Origin of the sequence: Pseudoalteromonas maricaloris (assembly GCF_024746855.1) — a bacterium.
Classification (GTDB): Bacteria; Pseudomonadota; Gammaproteobacteria; order Enterobacterales; family Alteromonadaceae; genus Pseudoalteromonas; species Pseudoalteromonas maricaloris.
The window spans coordinates 2,813,655-2,832,949 of record NZ_CP024625.1; the positions used below are offsets into that span (position 1 = coordinate 2,813,655).

A 19,295-nucleotide genomic window follows, 5' to 3' on the forward strand; every position below is an offset into this window, starting at 1 on the left:
TGGTGTTATTAATCACTTTATAGAGCATTGCGTTATGGTGCAAGTCGATGCAATCAAAGCATTTGATGACAATTATATCTGGGTGATAAAAGACCCTCTAAGTTCAAACTGTTGGGTAGTTGACCCAGGTGACGAACAACCTGTTTTAGATTACCTCGCCAAATTTGATTTAACACTCCAAGGCATATTAGTTACCCATCACCATTGGGATCATACTGATGGCATTGCCCCGCTTTTATTACATTTTCCTAGCTTAACAGTCTACGGGCCTAAAAATGGTAAATATAAAGGCATTACTCATGGCCTTAGTGAACACGATAAGATCACACTTTTTGATACCACGCTGAACATTATCGCCACCCCAGGACACACGTTAGACCATATCTGTTATGTAAATGATGAGCTGGCTTTTACGGGGGATACCTTATTCAATGCAGGCTGCGGCAGGCTTTTTGAGGGAACACCAAGTCAAATGTGGCGCTCCTTTGAAAAGCTACTCACCCTACCTGACACATGTAAAGTGTATTGCACACACGAGTACACGCTCGCGAATCTTGCTTTTGCTGAGGCTGTAGAGCCCACCAACCAAGCACTAACCCAGTATCACCAACAAGCAAAATCATTACGTGCCAATAACGAGCGCACAGTACCTACAACTATTGAGCAACAAAAAGCAATCAATCCGTTTGTGCGAGCCGCAAATGAAGCCATTCTCACCCAAGTACCAACGCAATTTATCGCGCCAGAAAATACACCAGAAGCTCGCTTTAGTGCACTGAGAAAATGGAAGGATAACTTCTAAAATATTCAATAGTGACCTAATGTAACGCAAAAATGACGCTTTTTTGCCGTACTTGCATGGGAAGTATTGAATAAATTATCCATTTTCTTTGCGACACAGCCAAAGATAAGCATATCTAACGATTTTTAGGAAGTCGAAATAAAATAATAAAGAAGCTTTAAATGCTGATACAAACTCGGTAATATTGCCGAGTTTTTGTCCGAACCCCCAAGCAAAAGAACGCATTTATGAAAAAGCTCGCCTTTATTGTTGCATCATCAGCAATATTAAGTGGTTGTGAAATCACGCAAGAAACACCATTGGAAACTGCAACTGAACAAGTGAAACAGGCCAACTTAGATCACGCGAGCCCTTATGATATCTCTCAAACACTCAGTACCTCATGGCAAGACGAAGATGAAGATGCTGTGCCTGTATTTGATGACGTATGGGAGCGGATCCGTTATCAGTTATCTATCGAAGTACCACAAAATAGACCGGTTGTCGCCGAACGTAATTACTATCAACGTCACCAAGCCTATTTAGACCGTATCGCAAAACGTGCAGAGCCTTACCTCTACTATATTGTTGAAGAAGTAGAGAAGCGCAATATGCCTGTTGAAATCGCATTGTTACCTATCGTGGAAAGTGCATTCGATCCATTTGGCTATTCACACCGTACCGCTTCCGGTATTTGGCAGTTTATGCCACAAACCGGTGAACGCTTTAACCTTAAACAAAATTGGTGGTATGACGGTCGTCGCGATATTATCGCTTCAACGCAAGCGGCACTTGATTATCTCACCTATCTCCATAAAACCCTGGAAGGCGATTGGTTAAACGCAATTGCAGCTTACAACTCAGGTGAAGGCAGGTTGCTCAATGCAATCCGCAAAAATCGTAAAAAGCATTTGCCTACCGATTTTTGGTCTCTCGATTTACCTCGCGAAACCACCGCGTATGTGCCTAAATTACTTGCCTTATCCGACCTCTTAAAACGATCAGATGAGTTTAGGGTCGCGTGGCAGCCTATCATCAATGCCCAAGTTGTTGATACCGTTGAAGTAGGGTCACAAATTGATTTAGCGCTTGCCGCTGAAATGGCTGATATATCCTTAACTGAACTCTATCGCCTAAATCCAGGATTTAACCGTTGGGCCACCGATCCAGATGGTCCACACCAGTTATTATTACCCATGGAAAAGGTTGACGCTTTTCAAGAGAAATTAGCTAAAACTGAAGTAAAAGATAGGCTTCGTTGGCAATATTATACGGTGCAAAAAGGAGATAGCCTGTCGGTCGTTGCGACAAAGTTTAATACCAGCGTAGGTGCTATTCGCTCACTCAATAGTATTGATGGCAATATGATCCGTGTTGGTCAGAAGTTACTGGTACCACTCAGTGATGGCGAATTGCAAAGTGAACACTTACCACCAGAAGTGCGCCTTGACGCCAACAAAGTAACTAAGAAAAAGCTCAACCACACAGTAAAATCAGGTGATACATTGTGGGATATCAGCCGCGAATACGATGTGACGGTTAAGCAATTAGCTAGCTGGAATAAGTTAAAAACCAACGCCGTTTTGCGCCTTGGACAAAAGCTTACCGTCTTTAAAGCTGAAAAGGCAGCGACTCAAACCGTCCTCGTCAACACCGAGCGCACAATCACATATAAAGTGCGTAAAGGCGATTCACTAGCACGTATCGCCACTAAATTTAACGTTAGCGTGAATGAAATAGTCAAATGGAACAACCTGACTGGACAGAAGTACCTGCAGCCTGGTCAGAAGTTAAAACTGAAAGTTCAGACTAAACGTGTTTAGCGCTAAGAAATAAAGTTTAAAAATAAAAACCCAATATCAGTGATGATATTGGGTTTTTACATATTAAAGCAGCACTTTTTACTCACTTTTCCTTAAAAATTACGACAGTACTATCGTTTAAATACACAGTGTTTCAACGTCGCTTACAGCTGATTTAAACCCAAAAATTTGGTTAGACTTCAGTACTAATTAAAGGAAATTTCATAAAGAACTGATATCGTTAATACATTATTGGCGTACCACCAATTCTCCTGCAAATTCTCGATGCGTTATCCGCGTCTCGATAATCAGTAAAAGAGTCAGCCCATAACAACTCACCATTTTTGTAACATTCAAGGTAAATTTCTTCGAATGCGGTAGCATTAGACGACATCGCGGTGGCAAAAATAGCAGATACAGCAAATAGAATCGGTTTAATCATTATTTTTTCCTTTTCATTATTTTGAACTTTATAATATTGGTCAATTTTCATACAACCAAGACTAATGTCACACAACGTAACCGGAATGTAAATATTTATGTTTTTTGGTTACTATGACTATGCCGATGAGTTTGCTATTTAAGCAGGTAACGCGACCTATTAAGCCGCGTAAATTGAAAGGTAATGCTGAACAGAAGATAAAACCTAAAGGTTTTTTGCCAATGCTTGAAGCCAAGGCTCAGCAGGCTCCCAAGGCTCAAAATATTCACATGCATCGATGTCTAAGCGCGGTTGTGCTCGAGTGGCGTTCAACTCTTCAATCAGGGCATCAATTTGCTTTCCAGCACCACAATAGGTATCACCATAACTAGAATCCCCCAATGCGATGACCGCTACTTTCTTGCCCGTTAGCATCGGAAATTCGCTTTGCATTTGCAAAAATAAAGGCAACAAGTTATCGGGAATATCACCAGAGCCGGTGGTAGAAGAAATAAATAAGATGTTTTCAGCTTGCGCTACATCAGCGATGGAAGCTGGTTCAATAACACTTGCCTCATGACCCGATTTGTTCAAAAACTCAGCACTGTCGTTTGCCAAGTTTTCAGCATTGCCGTACATACTTCCCACAAAAATGGAAACTTTTGCCATTATTTATAATCCTTCTCGTTGTCTGACCAGCCGAGCTGAGCGAAGACAGCCAGTGCTTCCTCCCCCAAATCCGCGGTAATTGAAATCGTCGTGTTGGTATAAGGATGTACAAATTCCAATTTAGTTGCAAATAACATCAATCGACGTAAGCCAAAATGATCGACAAAAAAGTGGTTGTGTTTGTTATCACCGTGATTGACATCACCAATAATCGGATGTGCTAAATAGTTGAGATGGCGCCTGATTTGGTGTTTTCTACCCGTTTTAGGAAAGCACTCCACCAACGAGTAGCGGATACTTGGATACTTACCAAAATGAATTGGCAAGCTACCCTGCAATAAACAATTTATCTGTGTTTGCGCTTCCTGCGGAGCTTTATCCTGACAGGCAAACTTATCAGCAATTTTATCAAGTTCTTCTTTGAGTGGTCTGTCGACGAATCTAGATTCAGGAGCAAATCCGCGAACAAGCGCTAAATAGCGTTTTTGAATATTACCGCTAATAAAGACTTCATTCATGTCTCGTGCGGCCTCAGAGCTTAGCGCAAACAGCAGCACGCCTGATGTTGGTCTATCTAAACGGTGAACTGGGAAAACATGTTGACCAAGTTGATCACGCAGCATTTGCATCGCAAATTGTGTTTCTCGCTTATCCAAAAATGAGCGATGAACCAATAACCCTGACGGCTTATTTATCGCTACATAATGCGCATCTTGATATAAGATCTCAAGCATTACGCGCTCTTTGCAATTGTATTATCAAGGTTTTTTAAGCACTGATGCACCGCATTAAAATAAAGGTGTTCACTCAGCACCATTTCAGCCATTGGCGCAATCGCCATATTTTCCGGTAATGCTTCACCACTTTCTACCATTGCTCGCATTTTGCCCAAGAATACAAATTGCAACCACTGCGCGAAGGTCATCGTATCGCAACAAAATGGCTCTGTTGAGGTAAGTGCCTTAGCCGAAAGTGGCTCGTCTTGCCAAAGACCCGTTGCTTTTAAACAAGCCTCTAGTTCGTCTAACTGAATCAATAATTCCGAGTTCATCGGTTCCGTCTCTTTCTCAATTTTTTACATTATAGCAATTTGCATTATTTAGGAGCTAGCCAATTCTCTCAAGTGCACCTTTTTCATAGGCTTATCAGCGCACCCAAAAGTAGCTATAATTGCCGCTATTGAAAATATAAGTAACATATAGAGCATTCATGACAGCGCAAATTTCAACTTTAGGTGAATTACTAACAAACGCCGGTACGCAGTGGCGAGTCTATGATCTGGGTCGACGTATCACAAAAATAGATAAGAAGCAGTTTGCGCAAATCGAGAATACTCAAGTCCCTTATCCTTATCCGCTTGGTGGTCATGCCATCATGGCAATTCAATTTTGGGATAATGAGGCGACAGTTGATCCTTATGTTTGGTTTTTAAAATTTCCACTGGATGAGCAAAGCAAGCTCATTATCGCCAGCCGTGATCACTTTGCCTCCATGGTACTCGAGGCATTAGGTACACAACTCACGGGTGAAGCTGCTCAAGGGAAACTTGATAACAACCCTTATGTCTTCACGCCAAATGCGAACAAACTCGCTGCGTTCAATGCGCTATTAAAGCGTGAGCTTAATCGTCCGGCTTCTCAATATTACGAGCACGCCGAACTCTACTTTTCGGGCAAGCTTGGGTTCGAGCGCTGGCAAGAAATAGCACTACAAGGTATTGCTGACTTTGCCCTACGTCTAGACCACGGTCATAACGCGAGCAACCTGCAACTGGCCTGGTCTGTTTTGCCAGCAGAAGTTAAGACACCATTAGCCGCAATGCTTGAACACGTTACCATCTCAACATCTCAAACCGAAGACTTTTTAGCCGCTTTAACCCATGCATGCCAACAGCAAGATAAGGACGCCGTCGTCACTAATTTACGTGCAATGTCGGGAAGTCACGCGCTTGGTCTCATCGCACATGCCGTAGACGCCATTTTAGCATCCGAGTTGGGATCAGATGCAGATTGCTTACTCACGATTGCCGGGCGAGCTTGGGAGACACTAACCGACCAGCAAAGGCTCTTTACCTATATGGAAAAAGCCGCTGAGAATAATCAAATCGATGGACTTTTCAGCAGTATTTTCGCAGACTTAGTTGCAATACCTATGTTACGCCCACATGTTTTAGGGATTATTAGAGCAGAAAATCGCAGTGAAACTCTGTCTCGTGCAATTGGAAGGTTATTTTCTTAAATGACAACGCTTTGGCTTTTTATCATCGTTTCATCTGTTATCGCGCTATTTTGGTATAGCCGCCAGATCGCAGAAGCGGCAAATAGGCATGCACAGCATCAAGCTGAAAGTTTGCAAGTGCAACTGTTAAGTGTTGCCTGTATTAAGCGCCGCTTTGGGGTATTAAAAGACGGTAAACTTGGAATAAAAAGCCAATTTATGTTTGAGTTTAGTTCAGATGGCGAGTCAGCCTATCAAGGTAAGCTTTACTTAGAAAATGAACGATTAGTCAAAAAAGAATTGCCCGCCTATAAAATCGCAAGTTAATTCGGTGAGTGCGAAAGTAGGCACTTAAATTCATATGAATACAAGTGCCTACTCTGAATTTATAGTACGACTATTTTAAACATATCCTTTAACGCTTGGTCCGTAGTCGTTTTCACCAACCTCACTATCCATAGTGGTAAAATATATCATCACTAATAAACCGACAATAGGCACGAAGCTCACTAGCAGCCACCAGCCCGAGCGGCCAGTATCGTGAAGACGACGAATAGATACGGCAACCGTCGGTACTAAAACCGTCAAATAATAGATACCTGTCAAAAACAGGGTTCCAAAAAGCCCGTCGACAATCCCAATTGCAAAGCCTATCAACGCATTTATCAAGATAAACATCCAATATTCTTTGCGTCTTGAACGTCCACTAAAATCGGAATATCTTTTTAATACTGTTAGATACCATTCCATTTCTTTTTCCTTAGCTATTGCGCCAACATCGTGCACTAAAAAATAAGACTAAAATGAGAGTGGAATAATCTAGCAATGAGATCGAAAGGTAATAATGAAACTGCAAGCGGAAAGTTTTGAAAGCTTCAACTAAGTTAATAGGAAAATAAATATCAAATTTACACACGCCACAAAAAACTAAGGCGCTAGCCTATCTGCTGCGCCTCAATCCTGACGATTATCCCAAGAGGTATCCAATCCCTCTGCTTTACAACCCAAAAGCAATCCGCCAATTCTTCTTCCCCTGAACGGGTATGTACTCCGACTTACCCGGCTCTCATCCTTGTGTCATCCATTAGCACTTCCAGTGCATCTCCATTTTAGCCCCCTTGGCCTCCACTTCGCTTCCCGCACTCCTACGCCATCTTGGCTCCGCTTCACATATTCCCTATGTGCTCCCTATACATTGTTACGTCCAGTGTAACCCATCCACTTCGCAACCATCCAGATTGCGCTCCTTCATCCTAGAGCCTTGCTCATCCCTATTTACTCTTCCTTGCTCCACTACGCTTCCCGCGCTCCTTGACACTCCATGTGTCTCCTTATCCCTAGTGAAGCTCCGCTTCACACTCGCTTCCTCGAGTTCCTGCTCTTCCTTGCCTTATGCAATACATCCTTCTCTTGTTGTCAAATTCCTTATCCTTTGACGCTGAGCTCCTGCTCTTGTGTTTCCTTACATTGTTAAGTTTACGGGGATTGAGCATTTTTGTTAGATAGCTAGGAACAATCTTTTTGCTGTCATTTAAAAGAAAAGTAAAACAATTCATTTAAAAACAACAAGATAAGCAAAAATAACACTACAAATTCGGTACTACAAAGCGCCTTAACCCACATTCTCGTAGGAGATATCTCACAGGGTAATTTCCATTGTTGCTATTTGCTCTTAAATAACAATGTGCCTTCTACTGAGCTAAACGCCATCTTTTGTAAAACTTGATAACCGTGACCCGAAAAAAACTGCGCGTGTTCTGGCTTAGTAATAAATACTGCCATCCCTTTCGTTTCTTCACTTTGTGCAATTAAATCATCCAGCGCGGTGAGTAAATAGTGACCATAGCCAAGCCCTTGAACATGTGGGTCAACGGCAATTAGGGATAAAAAGTGACACGGCTCTTGCGTTTGCAACGCTTGTCTAATCGACTTTTCTTTATCGATAAGCTGCTGCGTTTGCAAATATCCCGCACTCATCATGAGTCGTAATCGCCAATGCCATTGCCGATTTGCGTCCAATTCATCGCCATTTGCAATAACGCATGCTACCGCGACCAATCTATCTTGATGATATAACCCCACCATAGGCTGACCCGTTTGGCCAAATGCCGACAACTCTTCTCGTATTAAGGCTCTGAGTTTTTTTTCAAAAATTGCTTCTTGTTTTGCCTCCAATACCTGTTTGAGTAGCGGATCATCGTGGTAAGCCTGATACAACACACTCGCGGCTACATTGATATCTTCTGGATTTAAATATCTAACTATTAATTCATGTTGAGAAGTTTCTACTGACATCACGGTTCCTTATTGTTATTGCCCCAAGCTTCTGATAATCATGCCGAAATACTACTTAATATCAAAACCTCAGAATTTTTTCTGTGTACTTTAATAATGTACGGCTACTCGCTTGTGATAGATATTGATACAAGTCACAATTTATTCAGTCGTGGACAGGTATATTTATCATCGCATTAGTCATTATGGTTTTTATCGATGATGACTTGCTAAAGGTTTTACAACCACCTTTACTATAGTTAGTGAGTAAAATTCAAGCAAACGAGGGAGAACGAAATGGATACTAGTCGCCACACTATGAGTACTTTATTTGCCCAACTTGGACTCGACAACAATCCCAAGGCGATTGAAGGGTTTGTCAAACAACACCGCCTTCCTGACGATATGCTGTTAAGCCAAGCACCATTTTGGAATGAAGGACAGCGTCACTTTATTGAAGAATCACTGAAAGAGGACGCCGATTGGAGTGAAATCATTGACGAACTAGATGCGATGTTAAGATAGCTAAAGCAATCGCTCCTTGCGTAACTTGGTGCTATGATCCACTCCTATGATTTAGGCGTTTAGGAACCTCTATGCACCCTGCTGTTGCCAGAGCTATCAAAAAATTAGTCGATAGTGGAAAGACTCCAACCGTCGCGCTAACAAAAAGCAAATTAACTCAAAGCGTCGCAATGCCAGACGTCATCTCAGGCATTGCTGCGTACAAACAAGACCCTACCTGTATTGATCACTTTCAAGAGGTTGAAGAGGTCGTCAAAGCAAGTTCACAAAGCCAATTAGATAGAATTGAAGCTAAGCTTGATAAGCTCATTGCCTTATTGGAGAAGTCGTAGTGTTTGTTGTCGACTTAACTTTTGATTGCTATGAGGAAACCACCTTAGATGCTGCCGAGCAGGCCATTAACCGTGTGGTCAACGCGCTTCGCTTTAATGGTCAAATCATTGGTGACGAATTTCCAACTGTACTTAAAGATGGCTATTTCGTTACTCGTGTGATGTGTCCAGAAGAAGACGCTTTGCACCCATTAAACCATAGTCCTTTTGTGAAGTTTGCGATTGACCAGCTACAGCAATCAGGCTTGCTTGCACCTAAGGTCAAAGTTTTTGGGCAAGATATACATGCCAACAGCGCTGATGCCTGTCATGAACCGTCAAGCTACATTCTCTACACCACATACGTGCACACTTGTAGTCCACTGTATTGTGGCGACGACTTTTTACCAGTGCCTTTATATAAAATCCCAGCTATTGCCAACGGTGATTATAAAGCACTGATCAAATGGAAAGAAGATTGGCAAGCCTGCGATCAAATACAGATCAATGGCGCGACTCGCTGCGAATTTGCTGCATTGGAAGAAATTTCCAGTACGAGTAGCGATTTGTTTAGACGTGGCATGGATTTGAGCAAACGTATTCGCTTTCTCACAAAAAAACCGGTTTACTATTATCTGTATCGTGTTGGCGGCGAAAACCTCGCCGCAGAAAAAGCAAGAAAATGCCCAAGCTGCCAGGGAGACTGGTTACTTGAAGAGCCTTGGTTCGGCCTTTTCGACTTTCGCTGCGAAACTTGCCAATTGGTCTCGAATATTTCGTGGGACTTTCAATAAGGAGCGCAAGCTCCTTTATATCAATTAGCTATATTGGGTAGTTGACTGTCAGTTTTTCCACAAACTCTGCGATAGAATCAGCCAAAACATGATGCTGCTTCTTACCGACAAACTCTAACCCAACTTGACCCGTAGCGATATCGACCGACACCAATAAGTCATCTGCTTCTGTTAAGCCAATAAACACGGTTTCAGGTTGTTTGAGCCTGCGCTTCATTAAAATATGGCCGGTGATATTTTGCTGCAAGCGCTCGAAGTCATCTTCGTTCCATACTTGCAATAGCTCAATTTGCTTACCCTCTATGAATGCCACGATATTACCAGCGAAGAAGTCACCATACAGTCCGTTCAATCCGTCAGGAAATTGCGTTTCCAACGCTCTGGCTAAATCATTTAAATGTCCCGCTGGCGAGCGCTCTACCGCTAGCCATTTTATCTCGTTAAGCTTGTTCGGCTCACCCTGCTCACATGGGCTCGGCCAACTTTCATCGTGCTCGGTGCTCGGTAAATTTTTAAAGGTCTGTTGATGATAATCTACATAGGCTTGATGCAAGCGCGCCATATTTACGGGCTGAGTCATATATAAAGCTCTCTTTATTTTTCTCACTGCGGGCTGAATACTTGTTTCGTGTAATTAAGCAAATTGCTATTAATCCCGAGGTGAACATTCGTTATAATGACCGCATTGTAACGAGATTTGAATTAACATGACAGACTACAGTAACTCGCCAGAGCTGCAATCTTCTGTGCTTGGTAAAACCACAGAATACGCCAGTGTTTATACTCCAAGCCTGCTGCACCCCATTGCACGTAAACTCAATCGTGACCAAATCAATGTTGATGAGTCCGCTTTACCATTCAAAGGTGAAGATACCTGGACAGGCTACGAATTGTCTTGGCTCAATAACAAAGGTAAACCTCAAGTTGCGGTTGCCACTTTTGTGTTTCCTTGCCAAAGCTCACATATCATTGAGTCGAAATCGTTCAAACTTTACTTGAATAGCTTTAACCAAAGTCGCTTTGATACGATGGAAACCGTACGCCAAACGCTAGCTGCGGATCTTTCCACGGCATCAAATAGCCAAGTTAGCGTGACATTATTTGGCGCAGACGAATTCGATTGTATTCCTTTCTCGCGCCTCCCTGGTGAGTGTATCGACGAGCTGGATATTGAAGTTGATAGCTACACACCAAACAGTGACTTACTACAACTTGCCTCTGAGGATGTGGTTGACGAGACGCTTCACAGCCACTTACTCAAGTCAAATTGCTTGATCACCTCACAGCCAGACTGGGCAAGCGTGGTGATAAGTTACCGTGGTAAGCAAATCGACCGAGAATCGCTGCTTAAGTACCTGATCTCATTCCGTGACCACAACGAGTTCCATGAGCAATGTGTTGAGCGTATTTACTGTGAGCTTTGGCGCACCTTTAGCCCTGAAAAATTATCGGTTTATGCGCGCTATACTCGCCGTGGCGGGTTAGATATCAACCCATATCGTTCGAGTGAACAAGATCAAACTCCGTATACGGTAAGAACTAACCGACAGTAAAACGTAAAAAGCCATGTTCTCACATGGCTTGGCTTTTTATCACATCTAAGTATTGCTATTTAACCTGAGGTTTGGATAAGGAATGTTCCAACTCATTGTTGCTAAAGCAAAACTTAGTTTCTTCCTTGTCTAGCCAGAGAGTTTTAGGGAAAACAAGGCGAATTTACGCACCAATAGCTGGCTATTGGAAGTGAATTCAACGCAGTTAGCGCTAAAACTAGCTGCTAGAAAGGCATTAATTATCCGCAGCTCAGGTTATTTATTCCCCTGTCACGTCTTCCATTTCAACTGGGACGGGGACCGAACATATGTCGGTGTGATTTGGCGTATCAACAAACCAATCTCCCGCTCTATTTTTACGCGCAGCAATTAGCGACTCAAAAATCGGCGTATTTGTCTTTAGCCTTTTAAACGAAGGCGCACCTTTTACATCAGCAAGTACCGTAATGCCTTTGATAACATTGAACGCTTGTCCAGCAACAGGTTTACGATCTAGGTGCTGAACATGCTCCATTCCCGATAACAACTGTCCAAATACGGTGGTGTTTTTGTCTAGGTATCGCTGCGGCGTCAACGTGATGTAAAACTCAGTACCACCACTGTTAGTATCGTTAGTTCTAGCCATGGCAAACGAACCAACGCAGTGTGTCATCCAGGTTTTGGTTCCAGCTTCATTTTGTCCTACGGCAAAACCATTTAAAAACCCGGTACGTGGCGCGTAGCCGTCCACAGCATCTAGCGACGTGATCTTCAAGGTTGAATCCGTGTGATGAAAAAACTCGGCGGCAATCGCTTTTTTTCCTTTTTGTGGCATTTTCTTGTCCGACATATCGCCGCCTTGGGCCACAAAGTTTTCCACAAACCGATACATACTCAAATTAGTGTAAAATCCTTCTCGCGCTAACGCTTTAATATTTGCCACATGATTGGGCGCAAGTTCAGGGTTAAGCGCGATATAGACCGGCCCTGTTTGTAGTTCTATTTTAAGAATATTTTCAGGGTCCAACTGCTGCCAGTCGCTGCTTTTGGCCTCAGCAACGACTTCCGATGGTGACTTTGTATAAGGTTTTGCTAAGACAGGGGATGTACTTATGGCAAGCGCAATAAGTAGTAAGGTTTTTTTCATTCTTATTTTCCTTGTTTATACCAATAAAATGGCACCTCCAACGGCGCACTGGGTGGCAGGTTTGGATTGTCTAATTCTATGACTGTTTTGTTTTTAAGATCTAGCTTTTCAAGACGAGCGGAAAAGTGTTTTAAGAATAACGCCTCAAATCGGCCATCTTGCAGTGCGCTTTTGAGTCCTTTTTCAATTTGGCTATGGAGCAACGGGTTGTCGTGAGAAACAAAAAAGTATACCGCCGAAGGGTAGTAAAACACCACGTGCTGATCTGCGACCAAGTCCGTGTCACTCAGTGCAGCTTCAATACTCACTAAATCGCTTGGTAGCACATCAAAACGTTTTTTCAACAGCATGTCGTAACCACTGTCTTCTTGTGAGAAAGAAGTCACACTGAGGCCATTACGCTCAAAAATCTGATGGTCAGGCCAATCTCTGCGTAAACCAAAAGTAACTCGGCGCAAGTCGCCAATGTAGCGCACTCCACTCAGTAAGGCTTGATTATGTTTATGCACTAAAGGAATGCGATAACCCAAAATCCCTTTCACTAGGGGAATGCGAATTGCGCTCGCGGCCTTTTCGCGCTGTGAGTTAGTCACTAACCAACTGACATCCAGTCCCCCTTTTTCTCCAAGTAGGCGCACCGCTCTGTCTTGCGAAGGAATACTTCTCACTGATACGAGCCTCGCTGACTCTATCTGGTAAGACAGAGCTAAAGTAAGCAACTCTATAATGTACGGATCGGCACCTGCGCTAATTCTAATTTCCGTCGTTTCTTGTGCTTTGAGAGGAAATATCACAAAACCTAGAGCGAGCCAGAGCAGTTTCATTTGTCATCCCAATCAAACTTGTATAAGAAGTCTATACTGTTGTACAAACCGCTCGTGGCTTCAACATAAAACTTCGAAAAAACACGATAACGCAGCGCAATTTCATTAATAGACTCAAATACCCCAACACGATAACTGACCTGAACATTGGGAGTGATATAGCCTGACACCTCAACTTGTGTATCGTCACCACTGCCTTTTGCTGATAGGTTAACATCCGAAAGTCCAAGCGATTCCCCCGCCTTACTAAAGAATCCTTCACTGCGGTCAATTCCCTGTGAGAGTAAAAACTGTGTAAGTAGCGCATTGTTAGAGGTTTCTGATTCCCCTAAAGGCTGACCGTTAAGTAGGTATGACAACGCCTTGGCTTGGTCCATTGCAGGCTCTGAAAACACAGTCAAACGCGGCTTAGCAATATTGCCCGTGAGCTCAACACCCGCTATTACATCATTGGCGGTTGTCGCTGGATTTCGAATAGCTCGAATGTTCAAATAAGGTTTATCTAATGCGCCATTGAAGCCAATTTGTCCTGTGCGGATCAACAAGTCTTGGCCAAATGCACGGTATTTCCCCTCTCGCAATTGCAACTCACCCGTTGCTAACATTGGCGACTCAACTTGCTTATCAATTTCGATTGCACCGGTAACAAAGCTATCTAGCCCAAGCGCCTTCACCCTAAAATTATCTTTAACGGTCAGTTTTAAGTCTATTTCATGTTGAATTGGCACCGACATCTGCTTTTGCACCTTGGCATCAACAATGACCTCATCATCGCTTGGTGAGGTGACTCCCTCAGGCAGAGATTCAATGTTTACTCGGCCAAACGGCACCACAATTTCTCCAAGTACTCGCGCAATCTTATCTTTATAGGCAAGTGTTAAATCCGGGCTTGCGGTTAGTTCAATCTGTGAGTCTGGTTGCACATAAATATTTTCGCCCTTTATTTTGATTTCAGCAGAGAGCTCGGGCGACCAATAGGCTTCGCCAGTGAGTGCCACCTTGCCGCCTTTTGCTGCAGTTAACTCAGCCTCTAGTTGAGCGGAAGTGGTATTAAAATCAAGATTGATGTGACCTTTATCGATTTCCACAGGCAAAGAGTCCGAAGACATAAATAAGCGCTGAGCGGTTAGTTTACCGTTCACTTCAGGGGCTGCGAGGCTGCCTGAGATATTTATATCCCCTAACACTTCCCCTTGCAGGTCAAAACTTTGTTCCGTTACTCGGTTTAGTAGCGCTGACAACTTAGCCAGCTCAATTGACTCTATTTTTACATTACCAGCTAATTGTGGGGATTGTTTATCTAGCGGCACGCGTGTATCACCACTGAACTTACCTAAGGTATCGGAGGTCATGCGCCAATCAGCGTGGATTTGCTTGTTATTGGTTTTTAGTAACGCTTTAAATTCAGAAATTGAAAATGTTTGCCCATGAGTCGTAACGCCGGCATCAACAATGTTCAGCTCGCCATCGGCTCGCGTTACTTGGCCATTTTGCCACGCAAGTTTAGCCACGGCCTGAGTTTCACCTGTTATTTTGAGCTCTGCTGGCAACCAAGTTTGTAGTTTAGCCAGTGCCAATTTCTCCAGTTTAACATCGGCCTGCCCTTGTGTGCCTTGTTGCTCGGCTGCAAAACACAAATCGGTATCACCCATCTGCCAACACTGCTTTGCAATGCGCTGACTGACATCACTGATCACGATTGCGGCAGGACTTTGCAATGCAATTGTTTGCCCTTGAGAAGTTACCTCACCAGACGATAATTCTCCCTGCCAGGTTGACTGTTGCATCTTGCCATTGACTTCAAAGCTTGCAACCACTCGTTTATCACGAATATCCAATGTCGCGTTATGTTGCTGCTGGTTGCCTTTCATAGCTAAACGAATGTCTTCAACCATTTCAGAGTCAACAATCAAACGGTCTAGTGCCAGTTTAATTTGCCCAGTCACTTCATTGGCAATATCAACCGTGCCTTTCGTCGTTAAGCCATGTAGTGCAATATTTTGGTAGCGCACCGAGTCAAACTTAATATCGGTCTGAATCCTCGGCTTAAGGTGGTCGCCCTGAATAAAGATTTCACCACTGCCCTTTAAGTCAGCTGGAATAAGCGTATTTGCCGCTTGCTCAAACTGAAAGTCAATATCGAGATCTAACTGCTGACCAAGCTCACCGCTTACCGTCAGGCTATTTTTGCCATAATTCAGGCGTGCGTGGCTAAACTCACCTAGTAGGCTCTCATCCACAACGACCTTAACGTCCGCATTAAGCGGGGCACCAGCTACTTTACCATCGAGCTTAAAGCGCTCAACATTAACCTGCCACTGCTCACCTTGACTCACAAAATCAAGCGCGAACTGCCCTGCCAGCATATCGTTTTCCGTCAGGCCAGCATCGTATTGCACTAGCCCTAGCAATCTATCGACTGGTAGCTGAGAAAAGTCCCCGTCCACTTTACCCTTCACCCCTTGCGACCAGTTCACTTGTCCTGCTATTTGCGCTTGCGCCTTTTCTAGCTGAAGCTTTGCTTTAGCGAGTGTAAACGCTTGTAGTCCACCTTGCCCTTCAAGTGTCGCGGTAACATCACCAAATTGCACAGTATTAACAGCGATTGAGCCTGACAAATGGTATTTTGAGACATCCCCGCTCAAGCCTAGTGTGGCACCTTTTAAAGTCGTGGGCTCTGAAGGAATAACTAATTTATCTATTTGACCCTGTAACTCAAAAGGCCAGTTTGTCGCTGTCAAATCCGCATGGGCTTGCAGTTTTGCAAACGCCATTCCCTCACTATTCAAAGTAAGCGTAAGATCGTGAGGGCGACCCGCCAGTGTTAAACTGGCTAACCCCTGTGGCGCACTCAAGGTTGACCTAAGATCAATCGTCCAGTCGTTAAGCAAGACTTCTGCCGCTGCTGATATAAACCATTCTTGATAGTTAAGCTGAACCTGCTCCACGTCCACATTTTCAGCCACTACAGCATGAGAAAGCTTGATATTCTCAAGCGTCTGCTCATCTATCGCGAGGTTGTTAATCTTTAACTCGCCGAGCTCAGCGGTTAGCGGCAGGTCTATCTTAGGTAGTTGGAGTGGCGCTAATGCATTAAGTGGTGCTGGCGATTTTGCAGACACGGGCTGATCGGTTGCCTTTGTGGTCAACTTCACACTGTCTAACAGCAAAAAAGGGACATTAAAATGTGAACCAGAACCTGAAAGCTGCGTGTCTAAGCCTTGCAATTGCACAGTAATATCCGGCGTTTCCAACGAAAATTGCTGAACTTGCGCACGTTTTATTGCAATTGGCAGTGGTAACTCAACTTGGCCACTTTCCGTAGTTTCCGCTTCGCTGACACTTTTCTGCTTTTGTACAATCGCTATCGCTTTTGCATCTAGCGCAATGCAAACGCTGGCACAGGTCAACCACTCAACAGTGACTTTGGTGTCTCTAAGGCGAATATCGATATCGTCATTGTGATAACGCAACGTAAGATTGGCGCCAGATAATAAGCGCTTGTCTAAGCCATCGATTGCTAACCCTGAAACCGTTTTATTCGCTACCCAAACCAGCAACTGTTGCCCCGGCAAGGTAAAACATAAACAAACCAACAGTAAAAATAGGCTAATAATGGCAGTAATGATTTTGATTCTTAAGCTTCTGAACTGCATTAGATTTCAGGTCCTATAACAATACTAAGACGGGTGCTTTTACTTTCTTTGGTCAGCCCCCAAGCATGATCGAGCCGGATTGGACCAACGGGGGTTAAATAACGAAAACCAAACCCAGCTCCAACTTCCCAAGCGTCCGAGAAATCGTTCGTTGCAGTACCTGCATCAACAAACAAAGCGGCTCGCCAACTTGGGTGGAATTGATAGTTATATTCCACTGTGCCTGTGGCTAAATATCTGCCGCCAAGTATGCGCCCTTCGTCATCGCGAGGACCGATGGATTCATAGGCAAAACCACGGATGCTTTGATCTCCTCCAGCAAGGAAACGGTGGGTAAACGGAATTTGGTCAATATCCTTTGTCACGATCGCCCCTAAGTCTAAGCGACCAAAAAATAAATGCTTGGTTTCAAAGCTTCTTAGCCATTCATTGTTCCATCTCACTTTCAACATATTTGCAGACGATAGTACAGAATCTGCTGCAGCTTCAATGGAGATCAGGCGCTCGTTCCCCCAATAAGGTAACGCGCCACCTTTACTTTCTTTCTTTAAGTAGCTAATACCTGGGATCAACATTTCCGTGCGTTGTTTTTCGCCTAGCTGTTCCGTAGTTTCGTGTTCACGTTTCAAAAACGCCGTTCTCACCCACTCGTCATCCGTTAGCCATTGTCGCTGTACCTGTACGTTCCAAATCCGACTGTTGATCCCTTCCGTTACTTCATCCTGCACCTTATAACCGCCTAACACACGCCACAAATCGTCGTTAGGATTGTCTACGGGAATGGTATAACTGGCAGTGATATCTTGTTGCTTTTGCGACAACCTCAGATTGGACTCAAAGGAATGACCATCCTCGGTGATCCAAGGTTTAGTCCACTTAAAACGGGTTTTTGCCCCCACATCATCACTGTAGCCAGCACCCACTTCAAAGCTATTTGCGGGTTTGTCTTCAACACTCACCCGAACTGGGATCTGATCGCTCGTCCGGTCCTTTAACAGCGGATAAACCTTTATCGCACTAAAATAAGGAGTGGCATTTAAAGACAGATTAAAATCGGACAAGAGGCTCGCTTCAAACGGCTGCCCTTTCGAAAATGGGCTTAGCGAACGTATATAGTTAGCCGCTTTGGTGTTTCCCTCAATAGCAAGGTCACCAAATTGATAACGTTTACCAGTGTTGAGCAGCAGTCGCACGCCAGCATAGCGATTCGCTTTGTGAACAAGCAATTTGGACTCTTGCCATTGATAATCAAAATATCCAAGTTCTAGTAGCTCGCTTTCAAAGCGACTTTTCGTTGCCTGATAATCACTATGATTGACTTGCTTGCCAACTTGGATCGGTACATCTTTGATAAGCGAAACTAAATCCGCATTGTCCCTACCCGCACCCACAAGCTCAATATTAATATCTTTCCATTTCAGAGGTGCTTCAAGTTTGACTTCGGCTATGACGTTTTGCCCTTCTCCACTGAGTTGAATATCAAAATGATAATAACCTAAAGCATGCAAAGCGCGACGTATGTCCGCACGCACCTCTTTCATCACCCGAGGGACTTTTGGCTTACCTTTGTAAGATTTTAAAAAACCAGTGATGTTGTCTTCTACATCGCCGTTTTCGACTTTGACTTCAATGTTGGAGATTGTTACTGATGCAGGACGAGACTCAGCACCTGCGTTAAACGAGGAAAAGCAGCACAAAAAAAGCGCTAGTGTTAAACAAGAGAAATACGGCTTCATTAAAATAAAACGACCTAAATATCGCGACTTATGGGCATCGATAACGCCATTGTGCTTGTGAAAATGGATACTGTAAAACGACTTTTCAGAGAAAGTGCAATTTTACTGAGCTTAAGCTGAACATAGGGTGTATTTTGTTGTAACGCAGTGGGTTTTATCGCACATTTATTTACATTCATCCTTTTTATTTTCTTGAAGATGACGGACAATAGCAGCAATTGAACCTGCAGAGTGAAATTATGCAATTCCCAAATGATGATAACGGTGAGCTTCTAGCTGAGATTGCCGCTGCTGGCGTTGATCTGACGCAAATGCAGAATATCGATTTTTATATTCTTTTCGAGCAAGCTGATGATGCTAAGCGCTTCATTGGTGCGATTGAGAAAGACGAATTAGCACCGAAAACCCAGTTACAACAATGTCCTGACACTGGTGTTTGGGAAGTGATCACCACGGTGACTATGGTCCCGATGCACGAGCTACTGAGTCAGACGGAGCAATACCTTGAAAGCATAGCCAATGGTTATGAAGGATATGGTGACGGCTGGGGCTTAATGGCCTCGAAAGAATAAACTGCCACAGAAAATCCGATTTTTATACAGAAAG

Annotated in this window: 20 protein-coding genes; 9 read left to right on the plus strand and 11 right to left on the minus strand. The window is 43.6% G+C overall.

Going from position 1 to position 19,295, the window contains the following annotated elements; translation table 11 throughout:
- Positions 1–34 precede the first annotated feature (34 nt).
- On the plus strand, positions 35–802 hold the full coding sequence (gloB, locus tag CTT31_RS12380; protein WP_211858072.1) for a hydroxyacylglutathione hydrolase: 768 nt from the start codon (positions 35–37) through the stop codon (positions 800–802).
- A 227-nt stretch (positions 803–1,029) separates the two neighbouring features.
- On the plus strand, positions 1,030–2,604 hold the full coding sequence (locus CTT31_RS12385; protein ID WP_260491360.1) for a LysM peptidoglycan-binding domain-containing protein: 1,575 nt from the start codon (positions 1,030–1,032) through the stop codon (positions 2,602–2,604).
- Between the two features lie 220 nt (positions 2,605–2,824).
- Here the strand turns inward: CTT31_RS12385 and CTT31_RS12390 are convergent, their stop codons facing one another.
- From CTT31_RS12390 to CTT31_RS12405, 4 genes are all read right to left on the minus strand, one after another.
- Positions 2,825–3,025: a hypothetical protein gene (locus CTT31_RS12390; RefSeq protein WP_039496929.1), complete on the minus strand. Its 201-nt coding sequence runs from the start codon at positions 3,023–3,025 to the stop codon at positions 2,825–2,827.
- 204 nt (positions 3,026–3,229) lie between these two features.
- A complete protein-coding gene (locus CTT31_RS12395) occupies positions 3,230–3,673 on the minus strand; it encodes a flavodoxin (RefSeq protein WP_211858077.1) in 444 nt (147 codons plus the stop codon).
- Positions 3,673–4,407 (minus strand): tRNA pseudouridine(65) synthase TruC, encoded by a 735-nt coding sequence (gene truC, locus CTT31_RS12400; RefSeq protein WP_211858079.1) that lies wholly within the window; start codon positions 4,405–4,407, stop codon positions 3,673–3,675. The genes CTT31_RS12395 and truC overlap by 1 nt, the downstream gene beginning before the upstream one ends.
- Positions 4,407–4,724 (minus strand): YqcC family protein, encoded by a 318-nt coding sequence (locus tag CTT31_RS12405; RefSeq protein ID WP_211858081.1) that lies wholly within the window; start codon positions 4,722–4,724, stop codon positions 4,407–4,409. The genes truC and CTT31_RS12405 overlap by 1 nt, the downstream gene beginning before the upstream one ends.
- A 158-nt stretch (positions 4,725–4,882) precedes the next feature.
- Between CTT31_RS12405 and CTT31_RS12410 the strand changes: the two genes are divergently transcribed.
- Together CTT31_RS12410 and CTT31_RS12415 are read left to right on the plus strand one after the other, a co-directional pair.
- On the plus strand, positions 4,883–5,911 hold the full coding sequence (locus CTT31_RS12410) for a DUF3549 family protein (protein ID WP_211858083.1): 1,029 nt from the start codon (positions 4,883–4,885) through the stop codon (positions 5,909–5,911).
- Positions 5,912–6,217 carry a DUF3301 domain-containing protein gene (locus CTT31_RS12415; RefSeq protein WP_039496919.1) on the plus strand — a complete coding sequence of 102 codons (306 nt, stop codon included), beginning with the start codon at positions 5,912–5,914 and terminating at the stop codon, positions 6,215–6,217.
- A 75-nt stretch (positions 6,218–6,292) separates the two neighbouring features.
- Here the strand turns inward: CTT31_RS12415 and CTT31_RS12420 are convergent, their stop codons facing one another.
- Both CTT31_RS12420 and CTT31_RS12425 read right to left on the minus strand, forming a co-directional pair.
- On the minus strand, positions 6,293–6,640 hold the full coding sequence (locus CTT31_RS12420) for a DUF805 domain-containing protein (RefSeq protein WP_039496917.1): 348 nt from the start codon (positions 6,638–6,640) through the stop codon (positions 6,293–6,295).
- A 912-nt stretch (positions 6,641–7,552) separates the two neighbouring features.
- Positions 7,553–8,185, minus strand: coding sequence for a nucleotidyl transferase family protein (locus tag CTT31_RS12425; protein ID WP_211858085.1), 633 nt, complete (start codon positions 8,183–8,185; stop codon positions 7,553–7,555).
- A 276-nt stretch (positions 8,186–8,461) separates the two neighbouring features.
- Between CTT31_RS12425 and CTT31_RS12430 the strand changes: the two genes are divergently transcribed.
- The 3 genes from CTT31_RS12430 to CTT31_RS12440 all read left to right on the plus strand — a co-directional run bounded on the left by CTT31_RS12430 (position 8,462) and on the right by CTT31_RS12440 (position 9,794).
- Positions 8,462–8,689 carry a DUF2789 domain-containing protein gene (locus tag CTT31_RS12430; RefSeq protein ID WP_010370914.1) on the plus strand — a complete coding sequence of 76 codons (228 nt, stop codon included), beginning with the start codon at positions 8,462–8,464 and terminating at the stop codon, positions 8,687–8,689.
- Between the two features lie 71 nt (positions 8,690–8,760).
- Positions 8,761–9,021, plus strand: coding sequence for a hypothetical protein (locus CTT31_RS12435; protein WP_010370912.1), 261 nt, complete (start codon positions 8,761–8,763; stop codon positions 9,019–9,021).
- The gene (locus tag CTT31_RS12440; RefSeq protein ID WP_039496912.1) at positions 9,021–9,794 is read left to right on the plus strand and encodes a Zn-ribbon-containing protein; all 774 of its coding nucleotides are present in this window, start codon (positions 9,021–9,023) and stop codon (positions 9,792–9,794) included. Before CTT31_RS12435 ends, CTT31_RS12440 begins: the two co-directional genes overlap by 1 nt.
- Before the next feature lie 28 nt (positions 9,795–9,822).
- Here CTT31_RS12440 and syd read toward each other — a convergent pair whose 3' ends face one another.
- The gene (gene syd, locus CTT31_RS12445; protein ID WP_211858088.1) at positions 9,823–10,374 is read right to left on the minus strand and encodes a SecY-interacting protein; all 552 of its coding nucleotides are present in this window, start codon (positions 10,372–10,374) and stop codon (positions 9,823–9,825) included.
- A gap of 127 nt (positions 10,375–10,501) precedes the next feature.
- Between syd and queF the strand changes: the two genes are divergently transcribed.
- Positions 10,502–11,347, plus strand: a complete 846-nt coding sequence (gene queF / locus CTT31_RS12450) for an NADPH-dependent 7-cyano-7-deazaguanine reductase QueF (RefSeq protein ID WP_211858090.1) — start codon at positions 10,502–10,504, stop codon at positions 11,345–11,347.
- Between the two features lie 259 nt (positions 11,348–11,606).
- Here the strand turns inward: queF and CTT31_RS12455 are convergent, their stop codons facing one another.
- Genes CTT31_RS12455 through CTT31_RS12470 form a run of 4 tightly spaced genes read right to left on the minus strand, consistent with a single transcriptional unit; the run spans position 11,607 to position 18,689 of the window.
- Complete coding sequence (locus CTT31_RS12455; RefSeq protein ID WP_211858092.1) at positions 11,607–12,473, minus strand: peptidylprolyl isomerase; 867 nt, start codon at positions 12,471–12,473, stop codon at positions 11,607–11,609.
- Between the two features lie 2 nt (positions 12,474–12,475).
- Positions 12,476–13,297 carry a transporter substrate-binding domain-containing protein gene (locus CTT31_RS12460; protein WP_260491361.1) on the minus strand — a complete coding sequence of 274 codons (822 nt, stop codon included), beginning with the start codon at positions 13,295–13,297 and terminating at the stop codon, positions 12,476–12,478.
- Positions 13,294–16,953, minus strand: a complete 3,660-nt coding sequence (gene tamB / locus CTT31_RS12465) for an autotransporter assembly complex protein TamB (protein ID WP_260491362.1) — start codon at positions 16,951–16,953, stop codon at positions 13,294–13,296. Before tamB ends, CTT31_RS12460 begins: the two co-directional genes overlap by 4 nt.
- A complete protein-coding gene (locus CTT31_RS12470) occupies positions 16,953–18,689 on the minus strand; it encodes an autotransporter assembly complex protein TamA (RefSeq protein ID WP_211858098.1) in 1,737 nt (578 codons plus the stop codon). Before CTT31_RS12470 ends, tamB begins: the two co-directional genes overlap by 1 nt.
- A 239-nt stretch (positions 18,690–18,928) precedes the next feature.
- Here CTT31_RS12470 and CTT31_RS12475 point away from each other — a divergent pair, with 239 nt between their 5' ends.
- Positions 18,929–19,261 (plus strand): ribonuclease E inhibitor RraB, encoded by a 333-nt coding sequence (locus tag CTT31_RS12475; protein WP_260491363.1) that lies wholly within the window; start codon positions 18,929–18,931, stop codon positions 19,259–19,261.
- The last annotated feature ends 34 nt before the right edge of the window (positions 19,262–19,295 follow it).